The following is an 18,599-nucleotide window of genomic DNA, read 5'->3' as shown; positions in this document are numbered from 1 at the left end:
CATGTCGTTTAATTTATTAAACATTGCTAATTCAGGTGTTCGAGCAAATTCTGAATTGCTACAAACGACCAGTAAAAACATTGCTAATGTAAATACCAAAGGCTATGTAAGAGAAAGTACAGAGCATATGACTATGGTCGACAATCAAGTTGGCCGTGGTGAAACATTTAGACTTTTAAATGAGTTTGCCCAAAAACAACTTAACCGTGATACATCAAACAAAGCGTTCTTCGACCAATTTGTCACTGAGGCAAGTCGTGTAGATACATTATTTTCTGAAGAGTCTAACAGCCTCTCTACAAGTATTAACTCGCTTTTTAATAATGTACAAGAAAGCCTTAATCAGCCTTCCTCTAGCGTGGCCCGGTCATTGGTGATGACGGATGCTGAAAACCTTATCGAGCAGATGGACCGCTTGTCAGGTATTGTTTTTGACCAAAAAAATGTTGTTAATGAACAGCTTGAAATATTCTCAGATGAAGCGAATACATTGATCCAAAATGTAAGCGCATTGAATAAGCAAATTGCAGCAGTACACGGTACACGCAGTGAAAGTAGTTCTAGCACACTTTACAATCAACGCGACTTAGCTATTCGTGAGTTGTCGGAGCTGGTAGATATTGAAACGCTTGATGGCCAAAATGGTGAAAAGCTTTTATTTATGGGCACAGGCGAATCACTTGTTATGCAAGAGGGTACATTTAACCTGTTTTCTATGACGGGAGACCCTGATCCTGACTTTAAAGAGCTGCGGCTTGATGTGAATGGTGGCAAAGCTGTGCCGCTTGAAATTGATGCGGACGCGATTAAAGGACAAATTGGTGGTTTGTTGGCCTTTCGTGATGACATACTCGTACCTGCACAAAACCAACTGGGTCAAATGGGGCTGGCGATTGCAGATGCATTTAATGAACAAAATAAATTAGGAATGGATGGCGATGGTGAACTTGGCGGAGACATTTTTACCGTGCCTAAAGTTGATGCCTTTGCATACCAAGCTAATACATCTACATCAACCATGACAGGTACTGTTGAACCTGGCAAAGGGAGTGAATTACCAGCAAGTGACTTTATTATTACTTACACTGCTGCGAACACGGTTGAAATACAAGCGATAGATAATAAAGGTGAGGCTCTAGGTAGTCCATCTACAGCGAATATTGTTGGTGGTGTTATTGATTCCACAACCAATCCCGGTATTGAACTTTATGGTTTACAAATAGAGGTCGCAGGTGGCGCGGCGAATGTGGGGGATCAATTTCAACTGAAGCTTAACTCACAAGCGGCATCAACATTAGAGCTTGCCACAGATAGACCAAATGCACTGGCACTTGCCTCACCAGTCAGAACTGCAGATGATATCAACAACACAGGCAGTGCCAACATATCACCAGGTACAGTCACTAGTGTTACATCAGGTGGCTTTACGGCGACACCGCCGGCACTTGCAAATGGTGATATTAGCTTGGTTAAAACTGCAAATGCGAATGAATATACAGTAACTGATGGCAATGGTTCTACTACGTTTACAATTACGCCGCCGGCAGAAAATATGCTGGCGCAAGCCGGTGCGCCCTATGATTCGTATGGTTTCGATTTTAATATTGACGGTGTGCCTGCGGTAGGGGATACCTTTACATTAGAATTTAACGAAGGTGGCTTTGATGATAACCGTAACGGACTAAAGCTCGCTGGATTACAGGGGGACGAATTAGTTCGTCAAAATGTTGTCACTTCAGCAACTGCTGATAACTTAAAAACGTTTAATGAAGCGTATGCAGGTTTAGTAACAGATATCGGCGTTGTGACTAATCAAGCAATAACAAATGGCGCTGCGTTTGATGCGTTAGCCCAGCAATCTGAAGCGTGGTACGAATCGTTATCGGGTGTAAACCTAGATGAAGAAGCCGCGAACCTATTACGTTTTCAACAATCTTACGCCGCATCAGCGCAAGTATTATCAACGGCCCGAACAATTTTTGACACACTACTTAGTGCTGCGAGGTAAGTATGCGTTTATCTAATAATCTAATGTTCCAAAATAGTATAAACAATATTTTGGACAACCAACAAAATGTAAACAAAGCACAGCAGCAAGTAAATACACAAAAACGTGTGCTGTCAGCTTCTGATGACCCGGCTGCTACTGCAAGAGCATTACTCTACACTGACCGTATTCAAGCGAATGAGCAATACGGTAAAAATATTACTATGTTAACCAGCCGACTTACTACGCAAGAAAGTGTGCTTGATAATATAAAAGGCTCCTTGGAAAAGGCTCACACGCTAACAATTCAAGCGGGTAATGGTGCGTATTCGGATATAGACCGCGAAGGTATTGCAGAGGAGATAAAAGCAATACAAAGTGGCGTGTTGGATTTGATGAATGCAAAAACGGAAGATGGAAAATATATTTTTTCCGGTTATCAAGACAATACACAGACATATTCATTTAATACATCAAACGGAAAGTATGAATATGGTGGTGACCAAGGTCAGCATAAAATTAAGGTTGCCGCAGGGGTTGATATTAAATCCAGCGATAACGGTTTTGATGTGTTTGAAAATGTTGACGCACGATTAAATGTTGCATCAAATGATGGTGTAGTTTCAGGTGGTATAACAAGTGCAAAGGTATATGTGAGTGAACAGGGAGTATTTGATTCATTTCACAAAGCTAATTACAACGCAGACCCAAGTGCGGCAGCAGGTGCTAATACTTTTAATGTTATAACGACTGCTGGTACACCAAATACCTATCAAGTCGAGCAAGGAGGCACTGTAATTGAAACCGGTAATTTTGAAGGTTCTCAAATTAAGTTTGCAGGGATGGAAATTGACATAAGTCCCACTGCTACAGGGCAAGTCGATTTTACCCTTGAAGCACCGCAAAAAGAGAATGTATTAAATACCCTAACAGACCTCATTGCAGGTTTAACAGATCCTACACTCAGTCAGCAAGACTATGAACAAGTATTAGCTGATGCCATGACGCAATTAGATAATGGTAAGAATAAGGTCTCTTTGACACAAGCCGGTTTAGGTGGGCGATTAAATACAGCTGAGAAAATAACACAATCGAATAGCGACCTTGATGTTAATAATAAAGCATCTCGTGCTGATTTAGTTGAGTTGGATATGGCTGAAGCGATAACGGAACTGACAAAGCAGGAAACATCTTTGCAAGCATCACAGGCAACCTTTGGCCGACTTGCTAACCTTTCTTTATTTGATTATCTATAATTTCCCTAGAGTAAGGCAAAAGCTTGCCTTACTCTGTTTTTTCCTACCATTTAAATTCATACCCTATTGATTACTAATATTTTAATGCTAAGGCAGATTAATTTTCTATTTAGTAATTTTACTAGGTTTGGATTTATGGCTTAGGATAAATGACTAAGTTAACAAAATAAAGCGCTTTATATTCAGTTGGTTATGTGTTTTATTAAAAAAAATAAAAAAAAAGCTAAAGGATTTTTCGAGTAGACCGATAACTTAATTAACCAAGCAAAGCGTTGTAAACAACAACCGCTGCTTAATTTAAGTAAGTTTGAGAGTAAATGATAAGTTTACTTCGGGAGAGACATCATGGCTTTATATGTAAACACAAATGTTAGCGCGTTAAACGCACAAAGACAATTAAATAACTCTGGTAATGCACTAGATACTTCATTCCAACGTTTATCGTCAGGTTTTCGTATTAACAGTGCTGCTGATGATGCCGCTGGTCTACAAATCTCAGACCGTTTAACATCACAAATTAACGGTTTAAACCAAGGTAACCGTAACGCAAATGATGGTATTTCATTAGCACAAACAGCTGAAGGCGCGCTTGATGAAGTAACATCAATGTTCCAACGTATGCGTACATTGTCACAACAAGCTGCAAATGGTTCAAATACCGATGAGGATCGTTTAGCGATTCAGGATGAGATACGCTCCCTTTCAGCTGAAGTTAATCGTGTTGCTGAAGATACAACCTTTGGTGGTCAGAACTTACTTGATGGTACATATGATGCGAAATTCCAGGTTGGCGCTGATGCGGTTCAAACTATTGGTTTTAGCATGGAGACCGTGGGTAATACTGCTACAACAGCAACCCAAGGTAATAACAGCTTAGTCGCTAATAATGGCTTTACCATGTCAGGTATTGCAGGTGTGGCTAGTGCTGTTTCAGGTGGAAGCCTAAGTGCAACTACAGCTACTATCAGTGCAACACTTGGTGAAGCCGCAACGAATAAAACTTTCGCAGCTGTTTTTACTGCTGAAGGGATAAGCGTATCCTCACAAGCTAATGCTCAAGCGGTAATGGCGGGTATGGACTCATTAATTGCAGTTGTTGATAAGAAACGTGCTGAACTGGGTGCTGTACAAAACCGTTTCCAGTCAACAATTCGTAACCAATCGAATATCTCTGAAAACTTAAGTGCTGCTAAATCACGTATTAAAGATACTGACTTTGCTCAAGAAACGGCTAACTTAACTAAGATGCAGATTCTACAGCAGGCAAGCCAAACAATCCTTAGTCAGGCTAATCAGCGTCCACAGGCTGCACTAAGTCTTCTAGGTTAATAATTAGCTTTTAATGAGTAAAGAAAAGTCAATTTATTGACTTAAAATAAAAAGCGCCTTTGTCTAATGGGGTATTAACAAAGGCGCTATAGAAGGATTGTAAAGCGGAGGCGCCAAAAATCCATTCGAATCGTTCTAACATTTGTAGAACATAAAATACAAAGCATGAATTATGCCATATTTCTTGTTTTGTTAACCCACTCTCAAACTTATCTTTCAAAGGCTCCTTTTAGGGGCCTTTTCTCTTTTCAGAAAATATTGGCCTGAACCTTGCTGTTACATGATTAAGTTTATTAACTAACCTGCAAAGTGGCAGTTTTTTGCCTCGGCAACATTAAGGTTTGCCTCTGTGACGAGTCACTTTGTCAAAAATCACCTAAATAAAGGTGACTTAACTTTGACAGATAAGAAGAGAGTTTATTATGGCTTTATTTGTAAATACGAATGTAAGTGCATTAAATGCACAGAGACAGCTAGAAAGAACGGGTAATGATCTTGATACTTCATTTAAGAGATTGTCATCAGGTCTCCGTATTAATAGTGCTGCTGATGATGCTGCAGGTTTACAAATCTCCGATCGCTTACAATCTCAAATTTTAGGGTTGAATCAGGGTAACCGTAATGCAAATGATGGTATTTCACTTGCTCAGACAGCTGAAGGTGCATTGGAGGAGATCACTAGCTCCTTCCAACGAATAAGAACATTATCTCAACAAGCATCGAATGGTTCTAATACTGATGAAGATAGACTTGCGATTCAAGAAGAGATACGTCAGCTTTCAGATGAAGTAAATCGAATTGCAGCGGATACTACATTTGGTGGTCAAAACTTGTTAGATGGAAGCTATTCGGCAAGTTTTCAAGTGGGTGCTGATGCTGTGCAAACAATTGGTTTTAGTATGCAGTCTGTAGGTACCGACAGTGCTGGAGTTCCAAATTCGATTGAGACCAATGATGGTTTTACTCTTTCGGGTATTGCGGGTATCGCAAGCACAGTAAGTGGTAATGGCTACGATGTATTAGCTGCTGGAATAAGTTCTCTTGGAGGTGCAGCTGCTTCTACAATTGCTTTTGCTGATGTATTTACAGCAGAAGAAATTAGTGTTTCATCACAGGCGAATGCTCAAGCAGTGTTTGCTGGAATGGATGCATTAATTGCAGTGGTAGATAAAAAGCGTGCCGAGCTAGGTGCGGTCCAAAACCGTTTTCAGTCAACAATACGAAATCAGGCGAACATTTCTGAAAACTTGGCTTCTGCAAAGTCACGAATTAAAGACGCGGATTTTGCAATGGAAACCGCAAATTTAACTAAAAACCAAATTTTACAACAAGCAAGCCAAACTATTTTAGGTCAAGCAAATCAGAGACCTCAAGCAGCGTTGAGCTTACTTCAAGGCTAAAGTTTAAAATTAAGTTAAAATTATTTACAAATAAAGCTAAAGCTTTCATTTTATCTGACGATAACAGAATTAGAGAACTATAAATAAGGGCTCTAAGTTTGGAATAGTAACAGGGTAGGGGTATCCCGTTATTATTTTATTTAAATGATAAAGCGGAGGCTATCATGGCTTTATATGTAAATACTAATGTGAGTTCATTGAACGCACAACGTCAGTTAATGAAATCTGGCAACCAGCTCGATACATCTTTTCAACGCCTATCTTCAGGCTTTCGTATTAATAGTGCGAAAGATGATGCTGCAGGTATGCAAATATCTAACCGGTTAACAAGCCAAATCAGTGGTTTAGATCAGGGTAACCGTAATGCGAATGATGGCATTTCATTAGCACAAACAGCTGAGGGTGCACTTGATGAAGTTACATCAATGTTTCAACGTATGCGTACCTTAGCACAGCAAGCTTCAAATGGTTCAAATACCGATGAAGACCGCTTAGCAATCCAAGATGAAATACGTTCATTGTCTTCAGAGGTTAACCGTGTTGCTGAAGATACAACCTTTGGTGGTCAGAACTTACTTGATGGTACTTATGATGCAAAATTCCAGGTTGGCGCTGATGCAGTTCAAACTATTGGTTTTAGTATGGAAACTGTGGGTAATACTGCCACAACAGCAACCCAAGGTAACAACAGCTTAGTCGCTAATAATGGTTTTACCATGTCAGGCATTGCAGGTGTTGCTAGCGCTGTTTCCGGTGGAAGCCTAAGTGCAACTACAGCTACTATCAGTGCAACATTGGGCGAAGCAGCAACGAATAAAACTTTTGCAGCTGTTTTCACTGCAGAAGGTGTAAGTGTTTCATCTCAAGCGAATGCTCAAGCTGTAATGGCGGGGATGGATGCAATGATTGCAGTGGTTGATAAAAAGCGAGCTGAGTTAGGTGCGGTACAAAATCGTTTTCAATCAACTATTCGTAACCAATCGAATATCTCAGAAAACTTAAGTGCTGCAAAATCACGTATTAAAGATACTGATTTCGCTGCTGAAACAGCAAGCCTTACAAAGTCACAGATACTTCAACAAGCAAGTCAATCGATTTTAAGTCAAGCAAACCAGCGCCCTCAGGTAGCATTGTCGCTATTAGGATAGCTAGTTAAATAGGTCATTATTGAGCTTTTAGTTTAATAATGGCTTATACTTTGTTTGTAATTTGAAGGAGAGCAGCTATGGCTGATGTAAGTGCAATTATTAAATCTAGTGAGAGTAAACCGTCAAACTCAACTCTGTTAAATCAAAATGCGGAGAAAGAAGCTACAAGTAAAGCAAATGCTAGTGAAGCTGGCCCTAAACTTGCTAACAGAGAGCCTGTATTTATTGATGATAGTCAAAAGCTTGATTCTGAAGGTGAAAGAAAAGCGCTCATCGATGAAGTAAAAGAAAATTTAGAGAAGTTAAATAAATATATTCCTGTTGCTTCTACAAATTTAAAGTTTGAATTCGATGAGGATGGTGATCCACCAATTATCAAAGTTTTTGATAAAAAAAGCGAAGAGGTCATACGCGAGATACCAACAGAAGAGTTTCGTGAAGTGGCTAAAGCTTTAGAAGAGTTTGCCGATAAATTAACTAACAAGGGTTTGATATTAAATCAAACTGCATAACATTTTTGGTACATCTAAGTAGGAGACAATTATGCCACTTATAACATCCGCAGGTATTGGATCCGGATTAGACCTCGAAAGCATCATTCAGGCATCAGTTGATGCTGAAGATGTTCCAAAAATGAATGCTTTTGTAAAAAAAGAAGAGTCTCTAAAAGTTGAGCTTTCAGCTGTTGGTGAAATCAAAGGCGCGCTTTCTAAATTACAAGATACGATTGAAAAACTTGCGGATCCTGATAACTTCAATAAAAGAATCGCTAACATTACCCAACCAACAAGCGATGATGGTGATCTTATTTCGGTAACACCTACTTCAAATATTACACCAGGTGATTTTAAGGTAGAAGTTGTTGAGTTGGCTCAGGGAAGTCGGGCTGTTTCTAATGATGCTGTACCTCCCATCTTTACATCTACAGATGATGTTGTGAGTGCATCAGGCGGCACTCTTTCCTTTTCAGCCGGCCCCGATAAAAGCTTTGATTTAACAGTTGACGCCGGTGCAACTCTGGCTGATTTACGTGATGCGATTAATGATTCCGATGACAACTTTGGCATAACTGCAAATATCGTTAATACTGGCACAGAGTCAAAGTTGGTTCTTACATCTTCTGTAAGTGGAACAGGTAATGACCTAGTTATTACCAATGATAATGCAGAGCTTGATAACGTTTCAACAGAAGCGAATGCAGGTGGTGCTGGAGGAATCGGTATAGCTGCAGGAAGTGAAGCAAAAAGTGCTGTTATAAAAGTTGATGGCATCGAAATAACTAATGATACAAATACATTTAAAGATGCAGTGCAAGACATGACTATAACTGCAAAGCGTCAAAGTGTAGATGGTGAAACAGCTAAGCTTTCAGTTGAATATGATAGAGAAAGTGCAACTAAGCTTATTGATGAATTTATTGCTAATTATAATAATGTGATTGGGCAACTAGGGTTTCAGTCAAGGGTTGGTAAGCCCCTTAATAGCGATGCTACAATTCGTTCACTTAGCGCACAGTTGGTGAATACTCTTTCTACCAATTTAACTGACGCAGGTCCTTTTGAGAGCATATATGATATTGGTATTGGTGTTAAAAAAGATGGGTACCTTGAAAAGTCATCTCTAGTGCGGAGTCTCAATACTGCGATGGATGAGAACTTTGACGATATTGGCAAGGCATTTGCTGGTGAGGACGGGCTTGCAAAGCAATTTGAAAAGCTACTAGGGAATTATGTCGATTCTGATGGCATCATGAAGCAGCGTGAGAACAACCTGAATACTCAAATAGAAGACCTAGAAGATGATGTTATAAATCATGAGTTTAGAATGGGTGAACTAGAGGGGCGTCTAAGAAAGCAATATTCTGGATTGGATGTTCTTTTAGCACAAATGCAATCGACACAAACTTACTTGAGTGCTCAGTTGTCAAGCTTGCCTGGATTTACACGAAATAATTCATAAATAGATTTTGATTAAAAGGGTTTAATATGTATAACGCCAAAGTAAAAAATTATCAAAAAGAAGCACTCAAAACTCGAGTCGCTGGTGCTGATCGTTATGAAATAATTCAGATGCTAATGGCTGGTGCGATTGAAAAAATGGTAATGTCAAAAGTTGCGATTGAAAAAAAACACATGGAAGCAAAGGCCGAACACTTATCTAAAGCAACCTCGATTATTGAAGCTTTGAGAGGGTGTTTAGATTTTGAAGTGGGTGGCGAAGTCACTGAAAACTTATATGCACTGTATTCTTACATGATTGACCGCTTAGTTGACGCAACGATTAAAAATGACCCGGCAATAGTTGATGAAGTTTCTAACCTACTTAAAGAAATAAAGTCTGCGTGGGATGCTATACCTCATGATATCCGCGAAAAAACGCTTAGCGATAACGGTATAGACGCCAATGTCGGCTAAGTTATTGTCCCAATTATCTCACAATCTATCGAAGGTAAAAGAGTGTGCTGCTAACGAGGATTTTGATTCAGCTCAATCAACTATCATTTCTATTGATAGCACTATACGAGAAGTGTTTACTAAACCTTCTGAGTTATCTGAAGAAGATAAGGTTTTCTTAGCCGATTTTTTACGACAGCTTGATAAAGCCATGTTAGAGATCAATATAAAAAAAGCAGATACGGCAAAAGAACTTGGTGTTCATATGCGTACACAAAAAAAAATAAATATTTATAAAGGCATCAAGTAGGCAGGCTATATGACAGATAGAATAGACATTACCAATGAACTGGATAAAATGTCAGAAAAGCTTGAAAGCACTCTAAAGCACCAAGAAAGAGAAGCTGTCTTTGCACATGAAGCGAATGAGCGCTTTGAAAGAAATCTAGCATGTTTTCGTGAGTATTACCCCAATATTGCTTCCGCTATAGAAAGTTACGAAACCAAAAGTGACTTTTGTTTACATGTAACAGAAACAGGACATGGGAATTTTATACCACGGGGTCAAGAAGGGCTCCTTTATTCCCAAGATCCAATTAGCCAAACAGAGCAACAGATTAACCAACAAATAGCCAACCCAGTATTTAGTTTAACTGATTATACGGGGTATCCTGAAGATGATACTGACGGGCGTATTCATATAAAATATATGACTAGGCTTGCACGATTTATGAAAAAAGTTAGAAAGGATGGGCAACCCATTGTTCGACGTTTGCCAGCAACCTTCCCTTCAGCTGTTATCTTCGGTGTTGGTCTTGGCTATCATGTTCCACTGCTTTTAGAGCAAACTGAATTTGATTATACCTTTTTAATAGAACCTGATTTTGAGCAATTTTTTGCTAGTTTATTTTGTACTGACTGGTTTGAAGTGATAGCTAAAGTAGATTCTAGTGGCGGATGTTTATTTTTTCACTTAGGTGTTGATCATAAATCATTTATCAACGATTTGGAAAAAATAGCTGAAAGTGTAGGTGCTTTTTCTTTAGTTAGGAGCTTTTGTTACCAACATACTCCTGGCGCAGAGTTGAATACTTTGATCAAACAATGGACTCAGGACTACTTTAGGTTTCAGTTCGGTCATGGGTTTTATAATGATGCCATAACAGGGCTTGCTCATAGTATGCATCATATTCGTAATAAAGCTGCACTACTCACAGAGGCAACGAAGGATACTGACTTTGATACACCTATATTTATAGTTGGCAATGGACCTTCTCTTGACGAAGCTGAAGGTTTTTTGAAAAAGAATCATCAAAAAGGGATAGTTGTAGCCGCAGGGACGGCAATTGCCTCGCTGTATAAAAAAAATATTCAAAGTGATTTTCATGTTTTGGTAGAACGCCCATACTCAAATTATAAAATATTTGGCGATATTCTCCCCGCCGATGAATACAAAAAAGTAAACTTGTTGGGCCTTAATACGTTATACCCAGATACTAACAAGCGCTATAAATGGGCTGGTATTGCAGGGAAAGGTAATGAAGCTGGCACTTGCCTCATGGATGTTTTGTCTCAGATCAATCTATCAAAATGTTTGCCCCAGATACCTTATTGTAACCCGGTAGTAGCAAATGCCGCGCTTTCATTCTTTCTATACATGGGATTTAGGAATATCTACCTTTTTGGAATTGATAATGGCAAAGATCCACTAGGCTCACATCACAGTAAAGATAGTATTTATAAGGTAAGTAACGATGACGATACCGAAGGATATAAAAGCTTAGAGCTTAATGGACGATTAATTGAGGGCAATTTAGGCGGCCATGTGGTTTCGAACGATTTATTCCTTGTCGCTCATACACAGTTAGAAAAGTTACTAAGTCATTATAAAATTAATACATGTATAAACGTAGGTAATGGTGCGAAGCTTCAAGGAGCCATTCCTACTGCGTCTGATGACTTAATTGATATTGAAAAGGACATAGATAAAGAATTAGCCATAGACCAAATTAAGAATGGTTATTTTACAGTATTACCTATTGATGACGTAGAAGATAAATTTATTGCAATTGATAGACTTGACGAAATATGTGAACACATCCTATCAATAGCAAACGAAACAAGCTCAACTAGAATTGACTGTGCTAAACAGCTTCAAAGGCAGGCCCGATATATTTACTCTTTAAAAGGAAGCAGCCTAGAACATCTGTTTCATATCATCAAAGGGGCGCTCTTATATTACCATTGCCCAATGATTACGTTGTTATACCAATATGAAAGCGAAGAATTTTGTATAGAGCAATACCATCAATTAAACGAATTATGGAAAAGCTATATCACAGAGATTATGGATGATTATAAAATCCACTATGATGAAAAGTGTGACTTAGGGAAGGTAAGTTAATGTCAGAATATCAAGAGTCTGAGGTGTTTTTTAGTGATTTGTTCGATGAACTTTTTCCTATTCTTCGTTCAATAACAGGCCCTGGTTTACGACAAAGCTATGATATTATTTCTCGGTATATGCCTCTAAATATTTCGTCTATTAATTCTAACGAGAAAGTATTTGATTGGACTGTGCCTCAGGAGTGGCATTGTGAAGATGCATATTTAATTGGGCCTAATGGCGAGAAAGTTGCAGATATGCATAGGCTAAATATTGAAGTAGTTAACTACTCAGAGCCTGTTGATGTTGAGTTGAGCTTAACTGAACTACAAGAGCATCTTTATAGTTTGCCCGAGCAGCCAAGCGCAATTCCATATGTAACAAGCTATTATAAAAAACGTTGGGGTTTTTGTATTGCTCATGAAAAACGTGAGCAGCTTACAGAGGGCACCTATAGGGCTGTCATAAACAGTCGGTTTGTTGACGGAACGTTAGATATAGCCCAATCAGTATTACGTGGTGAGTCAAACAAAGAAGTATTGTTAAGCTCCTACTTATGCCACCCATCAATGGCCAACAACGAATTAAGTGGCCCTTTAGTGCTTTTAGGCTTATACCACCGCATTAAGAAGTGGCCTAAACGCCGCTATTCTTATCGTTTTGCATTACACCCAGAAACAATAGGCAGTTTAGGGCTGTTACATTTAATGGGAGAGCACTTTAAGGAAAACTTGGTTTCAGGGTTAGTGATTAACTGTATGGGAGGAGCACCTGAAAACTTAGTGTTTAAACATAGCCGCAATGACGATGGATTGTTGGACAAATTACTTTATCATTTGAATAAACATGATTTTAACCATAATAATATAGAGTTCAGCCCTTTAAGTGGCTCTGATGAGAGGCAATACAATTCACCAGGCTTCCAGTTGCCAGTATGTTGTGTCAGCCGTAGCTTTCACTCAGGCTACCATCAATACCATACATCCCTTGATACAAAAGCGTTTATGGGAATAAAGCCACTGCTTGATAGTATTGATAAATTAGAAAAGATATTTTTGGCTTTTGAGCAATCAGCAACTTTTGAGAATACACTCCCATTCGGAGAGCCTAATTTAGGAAGTAAAGGCTTATATCCAACATTAAGTTTCTTTAGTAAAGAGCGCGTTAGTCAACTTGATGAGCTTAATCATATTAAGATGTTGCTAAATTATAGTGATGGAGAGCATGACTCAATTGAGATTGCTGATAAATACGGATGCAATGTTTCAGACATGGCGTCAGCCATCGAAAAATTAGAACATCAAGCACTTTTGGTTATGAAGTAAAGTGGCAACTTGGGAGAGCATTTACCAGCAAGGTAGGCAATTAAATGAATACCCTTATGATGCGATAGTTTCATTGGTTATGCGATTAAAACGCACTAAACCAAACCTAAGCGTATTAGAGTTAGGGTGTGGCGCAGGGAATAATGTTGTTTTTATGGCAGAGGAGGGCATTGATGTAGCTGGGATTGATATATCATCGGCTGCTTTGTCCTTTGCCCAAGGACGCCTAACAAAGTTAAAGCTTGAGGCTGAGCTTGTTAATGGCCATTTTACTCAGTTACCTTGGCAAGATAATTCGTTCGATTTAGTTATAGATAGAAGCGCGTTAAACTGTGTCCCTCGCCCTGATATTTTAGTTGCTTTGCGTGAATCTTACCGAGTGTTAAAGTCTGGCGGTTGTATCTTTTCTACTATGTATGCGGATACGCACCCTGCATTTATAACTGCAAAATATCAGCAAGATGGGTTTGCGAGAGAGTTTTTACCTAATTACTTTCCTGATATTGATGGTCTCTTTTTTGTTTCTAAGAATGATGTTAGTGAGTTATTCAGTAAATTTGTAATATCACAGCAATCATACGATGTTTCTTATGATCATAATGAACAGATCACTTCTGCACAAAGAACGATTTTTGCACATAAGCCTTCTGCTTCATAAATTACGTAATTATGGATAGTTATCTTATAACTACTACTTAGTAGTTTCTTGGAGAAATATTATGCAAGATTCAACAATCGTTGTTGGTGGTGGTATATGTGGCTTAATGGCGGCATTACTGCTCAAACAGTCTTTTAAGAAAGTCACGATTATTGAGCAAAGTGAGCGTGTTGGTGGTCTATTTTGTTCGGTAAAAGATGATTCTGGTGCGCATTATGATATGGGATCGCACATACCAAACGAAACTGGGATAAACGAACTTGATACTTTATTATTTGGTGAGTTAGAAAGTAGAGAGCGCTATTGGCATGTAATAGAAAAACTGCAATCAGGTAATTACTTTGCCGGTGAGTGGGATTTAAACTCTCCGTTTCCAGATAGCCACAAACTTGCGAGTGAAGTGTATTATCAAGGTTGCGCTGAGCTTATTCAAGCAACCTCAGCTAGTGGTAGCCCGCTTATACTCTCCTATTGCGAAGAAACATTAGGCAAGACGTTTACCCAGCATATTATTAAACCAATTCTGTATAAGCTCTATGGTAAACATACAGATTTAAATACATTAACGGTCGCAGCAGGACTATTTGGCTTTACTCGCATTCTTGCTTTTGAGCCCGATGTTGCAAATGCACTGAAAAATATTCCTACTTTTGATGCTAAAATTGGATATCAAACGCAAGCGCATTTTCATGAAAGACAAACCAAAGACAACTCAAAAACTCCAAATTACTTTTATCCATTAGAAAATAAAGGCATTGAGTCTTGGGTTGAGTATTTAGTAACTAAAGTTAAAAGCGCTGGAGTTGAGGTTGTACTTTCTTCATCAATAGAGAAGATAGAGACTAATGGACGGCAGATCACGGGAGTAAAGCTTACTAATAAAGCAGAAATCCTTGAGTGTCAGTTGTTATTTTGGAGTGCTCCTCCGTTTATTGCCTTAAAAGCATTAGGCTTACCTTTAGTTTATAACAAGCCAGAACTGAGAACTGCTATTGTATTTCATTTGAATTTTGACTTGCCTTTACTTGATCAAAAATCGCATTATCTATGGGTGTGGGATCATCAAACGGATATATTTAGGTTGACGTTATACCCTAATCTCAGCACTAAAAGTCAGCATGCGAATTTGTCGGCAGAAATTTTATGCAGGCCAGAAGAGGTGGAGCAGTATGGCGTGGATGAAATTGTGACTACATTAAAGAAAATGCACGTTGTCGGCGAAGGTGCTACATGTATCAGCCATGTTAAACAGGTCATACATGGCACTTTTCCGGTGCCAAATTTAGAATTTGAAAAAACTAATCAAGCTAATTTTGATACATTAAAAAACAGTGTCGATAATATAATTATTTCAGGCAGATCAGGTGGTAAACAATGGCGACAAGCTGATGTACTCGTTGCCGCATATAACGATATAAAAAATTATTTATCGACAGAATAGGAGATTTCTTGTCCATTTTCAAAACGGTATAGTTCAGATGGTGTAGAGTTGAGCAATGCAAATTGGTTATCAGCAACAAAGTCTTTTACAAAATGATAAAGTGCTTTCATTTTTATTGTATAGATAAATGATCTTCCAAGTTGGGCTTGTTTCATAATCCCTGAGTTTAATAATGCAGCTTCTAACTTGGAATAGTCTTCCCTGTAGGCATTATTTATAGGAAAGCAAAAGTGGTAAAAAGTACCGTTAGCCTCTTCTCCATTTGTGAGCGTTGTCACACCGGTAAAAGGTTTATTAAACCGGTATTTTAATCCTAACATTGCTTCTATTTGAACAATCACCGTGGCGACTCTAAGGCCAATGCCTTGCAGTACAAGCACTGTATCTTGTTCTATTAACCTACTAAACGTTGAGTTTTCTGCAAAGGCATAATATTCAGGTTTTTTGGGTAAACAGATTTTTTCCACATCAGGCCCTAAACCGCAGATTGAGAACATAGGGTGCCCTGAGCGTACTACATTTGGTTGTTGTCGAAACCACTCAGGCCAATACCCTAAGACACATTCTTGTGAGCGCAAATCTTCTTTGCGACTGCGTGGGAATTGATAATTAAAGGCTGGCATAAATATATTACCGTTATCACCAATTGCAGTTTTAAAGCTGTTTAGAAACGCCTCAGGCACTTCTTTTACTGAGTGATTTTCTATAGCGCCAAGTGTAAATAATGAAGAGTGTATAAACACACTATCATTCATGTTGATACCAACTGAATGTAATGTTGCGATAATTTGTTCTTGGCTGATACTTCTCACAAAAAGTCCTCATTGCCGAAAGCTGCTTTCACTTCGTCGTAGATAGTGTCAATTCTTTTTGAAAAAGCGGGATCTTTCCACGGCTTGCCTGACAGAATCATCCATTCATATTTAGCAATAAACTTTTTTTTCTGTGATTCATCTAAGGTATCAATAAAGCCCCCCATTTTTTCTTTGAGGCGGTCTACAAGCTCCTTCAAACACCTAAAGATAAAAACTACTTCAGGATCACGTAATAGTGGTTTCATAGAAACTGTAAGTTCACGTTTCAACTTTATGGCTTGCTCTCTAACCAGCGTACATTTATGGTTATTATCAGGATCACGGTAAAAAAGATCCATTAAAGCGGAATACTCAAAGTCAATAACAGTACCAAACGCATCTACTATAGGGAAATAGGGATATATTCTGCAAACTAAGGGTCTGTGTCCATGAGGTTCACATAAACCACCACACTGGCAAGAGAGCAAGTAGATACTGAAGCTTTTACCGTTTGAAAGCGTAAATGTGCGCTTTTTTGCTGGTGTAGTAATGTTTTTAATACCACCAATTGATTTATAGTACTCATACTCATTTTCAAGAAGAGGTAAAGATACACCGCTTTTGTCTAGGATATTAAAATGCTCTCCGTAAAAATTTTTACAGCAGTAACCACCGCATGTTTTCCAACACTCAGGAGCATTTACATATTCCGTATTATATATTTCTTGCCAGTTCACTTTGTTAGGCATTAGCTGACTCACTAAGCAGCTGTATTAGGCCACTATAAGAAGTAAATTGCACAGGGTCTGCTTCTTCAAAATCAATATCAAGATTTAAGCTGTTTTCTATTTCCATCAACATACTAATAAAATCAAGCGAATCTAAAAGACCTGAACTTATTAAACTATCCTGTTTATTCAATGATACGAGTATTTGCTCACCATGCTTTTCTATTAATTTATTATTGATAGCTTGTTCAATCGAATTTGTTAAGCTCATTATTTCTCCGTCATGGTATGTAGGGCGCTCTTATCAATTTTACCATTACTATTTAGTGGCATGGAATCGATCCATATAATCTTTTTGGGCACCATATAAAGTGGCAGCTGTTGCTTTAAGTAATCAATCAGTGTTTGCTCACTTTCTTTATCGGCTGGATTACAAATAAATAAAGTCAAACTTTGAGGTTGTTGTATTGGCGTTGCGATAGCCTGTACCAAAGGGTTTGATAAAAAATTTTGTGCTAGTGTATTTACTTCTGATAGCTCAACGCGGTATCCCTGGATTTTAACTTGGTCATCTACACGGCTAATATAGTGAAATACTCCTTGAGCATCACGCTTTACGAGATCACCACTTCGATAATGGGTTATGTTATTTGTTTTAATTAAACATTGCTGAGTTTTAATATTGTCATTTAAATACCCAGAAAATACTTGAGGCCCCGAAATCAAAAGCTCACCTTGTGCATCTAAATCAAAGCTCATGTTTTTAAGTGCTTTACCCAGAGGAATATAGCTACTATCACTATCATCATTACAATCAAATACATATCTACTGCATGCTATTGTAGCCTCAGTTGGTCCGTATAAATTAATAACCTTGCTGTTTGGTGCTGCTTTTTGCCATTGCAGAGCGAGTGTTCTAGGTAAGGGCTCACCACAAAACTGACTCACACGAAGGCTAGGATAGGCATCATTTTTAAGCATTCCTAGTTTAGCCATAATTGATGCAGTAGAAGGGACACTAAACCACACTGTAAGCCCGTGTTGTTTAATGAATTTACCTGGCGCAAATATAGCGGTTTCAGGCACTACGTAAAGACAAGCACCTTGCAGCCAAGTAACAAATATATCATGCATGCTTAGATCAAACGTTGGGTCAAATACTTGGCTAACTTTATCAGTATTGCTAAGTGGTAAAGACTCACACATAGTATCAAGGTAAGACTTAAGATTCGCAATGCTAATAGGCACACCTTTTGGTGAGCCTGTAGAACCTGAAGTAAATAAAACATAAGCGATATTGGATAGGCTGCGAGCTTGTAGTGATTTGGTTGATACAATGCTTTTATTGACTATATCGTCCAAACATACAAATACTCTATCTGGGAGTGCTTTTATTAATGCTTGGCTAATCGACAAATATTTTTTACTGTATAAAACATACTTTAAGTTGCCTTGCTTTATGATTGAAGCCAATCTAGCTATTGGCAGTTTTACCCCAAGCGGTATAAATGTTCGTGAATCCAAAGCGCAGGCAAGTACGGTACTATAATAGTGAGCATCTCGGTAACTTAAAATTCCAACTTGCTCAGCATCACTTATTTCACTCGTGTTAATATTATTAGCGTAACTTGCAAGCTGTTCATAAGTAATATATTGATTATCAACCAAAATTGCAGGAAGTTTTGAATGGCTTGCAATGCTGTTTTTAAGTTTTTCAGATAACTTCACTTTATATCCTAGTTTTTATTTATCTT

General features: G+C 38.4%; 17 protein-coding genes. 13 read left to right on the top strand and 4 right to left on the bottom strand.

The genetic code is table 11. The annotated features are described in order from the left end of the window. Window position 1: 1 nt before the first annotated feature. From flgK to CSC79_RS16085, 13 genes are all read left to right on the top strand, one after another. Window positions 2-2,008 carry a flagellar hook-associated protein FlgK gene (gene flgK, locus CSC79_RS16150; RefSeq protein ID WP_099296778.1) on the top strand — a complete coding sequence of 669 codons (2,007 nt, stop codon included), beginning with the start codon at window positions 2-4 and terminating at the stop codon, window positions 2,006-2,008. A gap of 2 nt (window positions 2,009-2,010) precedes the next feature. Then, window positions 2,011-3,243 carry a flagellar hook-associated protein FlgL gene (gene flgL, locus CSC79_RS16145; protein ID WP_099296777.1) on the top strand — a complete coding sequence of 411 codons (1,233 nt, stop codon included), beginning with the start codon at window positions 2,011-2,013 and terminating at the stop codon, window positions 3,241-3,243. A 345-nt stretch (window positions 3,244-3,588) separates the two neighbouring features. After that, window positions 3,589-4,572 carry a flagellin gene (locus tag CSC79_RS16140; protein WP_099296776.1) on the top strand — a complete coding sequence of 328 codons (984 nt, stop codon included), beginning with the start codon at window positions 3,589-3,591 and terminating at the stop codon, window positions 4,570-4,572. A 422-nt stretch (window positions 4,573-4,994) separates the two neighbouring features. Then, the gene (locus CSC79_RS16130; RefSeq protein ID WP_099296774.1) at window positions 4,995-5,972 is read left to right on the top strand and encodes a flagellin; all 978 of its coding nucleotides are present in this window, start codon (window positions 4,995-4,997) and stop codon (window positions 5,970-5,972) included. 164 nt (window positions 5,973-6,136) lie between these two features. Beyond that, window positions 6,137-7,120, top strand: coding sequence for a flagellin (locus CSC79_RS16125; protein WP_099296773.1), 984 nt, complete (start codon window positions 6,137-6,139; stop codon window positions 7,118-7,120). A 77-nt stretch (window positions 7,121-7,197) separates the two neighbouring features. Beyond that, entirely contained in the window at window positions 7,198-7,632 is a 435-nt protein-coding gene (locus CSC79_RS16120; protein WP_099296772.1) for a flagellar protein FlaG, read from the top strand. A 31-nt stretch (window positions 7,633-7,663) separates the two neighbouring features. Then, the gene (gene fliD, locus CSC79_RS16115; RefSeq protein WP_099296771.1) at window positions 7,664-9,079 is read left to right on the top strand and encodes a flagellar filament capping protein FliD; all 1,416 of its coding nucleotides are present in this window, start codon (window positions 7,664-7,666) and stop codon (window positions 9,077-9,079) included. 26 nt (window positions 9,080-9,105) lie between these two features. Continuing rightward, on the top strand, window positions 9,106-9,534 hold the full coding sequence (gene fliS, locus CSC79_RS16110; RefSeq protein WP_099296770.1) for a flagellar export chaperone FliS: 429 nt from the start codon (window positions 9,106-9,108) through the stop codon (window positions 9,532-9,534). Continuing rightward, window positions 9,524-9,823, top strand: coding sequence for a hypothetical protein (locus CSC79_RS16105; RefSeq protein WP_099296769.1), 300 nt, complete (start codon window positions 9,524-9,526; stop codon window positions 9,821-9,823). Before fliS ends, CSC79_RS16105 begins: the two co-directional genes overlap by 11 nt. Window positions 9,824-9,832: 9 nt before the next feature. Beyond that, entirely contained in the window at window positions 9,833-11,917 is a 2,085-nt protein-coding gene (locus CSC79_RS16100; protein ID WP_099296768.1) for a 6-hydroxymethylpterin diphosphokinase MptE-like protein, read from the top strand. Beyond that, complete coding sequence (locus CSC79_RS16095) at window positions 11,917-13,224, top strand: DUF4910 domain-containing protein (protein WP_099296767.1); 1,308 nt, start codon at window positions 11,917-11,919, stop codon at window positions 13,222-13,224. Before CSC79_RS16100 ends, CSC79_RS16095 begins: the two co-directional genes overlap by 1 nt. Before the next feature lies 1 nt (window position 13,225). Next, complete coding sequence (locus CSC79_RS16090) at window positions 13,226-13,882, top strand: class I SAM-dependent methyltransferase (protein ID WP_099296766.1); 657 nt, start codon at window positions 13,226-13,228, stop codon at window positions 13,880-13,882. Between the two features lie 61 nt (window positions 13,883-13,943). Next, entirely contained in the window at window positions 13,944-15,323 is a 1,380-nt protein-coding gene (locus CSC79_RS16085) for an NAD(P)-binding protein (RefSeq protein ID WP_099296765.1), read from the top strand. Here CSC79_RS16085 and CSC79_RS16080 read toward each other — a convergent pair. The 4 genes from CSC79_RS16080 to CSC79_RS16065 are packed head-to-tail and all read right to left on the bottom strand — an operon-like array spanning window position 15,305 to window position 18,573. Further along, a complete protein-coding gene (locus CSC79_RS16080) occupies window positions 15,305-16,135 on the bottom strand; it encodes an AAC(3) family N-acetyltransferase (protein WP_099296764.1) in 831 nt (276 codons plus the stop codon). The genes CSC79_RS16085 and CSC79_RS16080 overlap by 19 nt on opposite strands. Continuing rightward, the gene (locus tag CSC79_RS16075; protein ID WP_058559738.1) at window positions 16,132-16,866 is read right to left on the bottom strand and encodes a hypothetical protein; all 735 of its coding nucleotides are present in this window, start codon (window positions 16,864-16,866) and stop codon (window positions 16,132-16,134) included. Before CSC79_RS16075 ends, CSC79_RS16080 begins: the two co-directional genes overlap by 4 nt. Beyond that, entirely contained in the window at window positions 16,859-17,116 is a 258-nt protein-coding gene (locus CSC79_RS16070) for a hypothetical protein (RefSeq protein WP_058559739.1), read from the bottom strand. Before CSC79_RS16070 ends, CSC79_RS16075 begins: the two co-directional genes overlap by 8 nt. Next, complete coding sequence (locus CSC79_RS16065) at window positions 17,116-18,573, bottom strand: AMP-binding protein (RefSeq protein ID WP_099296763.1); 1,458 nt, start codon at window positions 18,571-18,573, stop codon at window positions 17,116-17,118. Before CSC79_RS16065 ends, CSC79_RS16070 begins: the two co-directional genes overlap by 1 nt. Between the last annotated feature and the right edge of the window lie 26 nt (window positions 18,574-18,599).

Source organism: Pseudoalteromonas sp. 3D05 (genome assembly GCF_002723455.1).
In the GTDB taxonomy this organism is placed as follows: domain Bacteria; phylum Pseudomonadota; class Gammaproteobacteria; order Enterobacterales; family Alteromonadaceae; genus Pseudoalteromonas.
The sequence above is the reverse complement of the archived record's forward strand: the minus strand, read 5'-3'. Positions and strand labels throughout refer to the sequence as shown.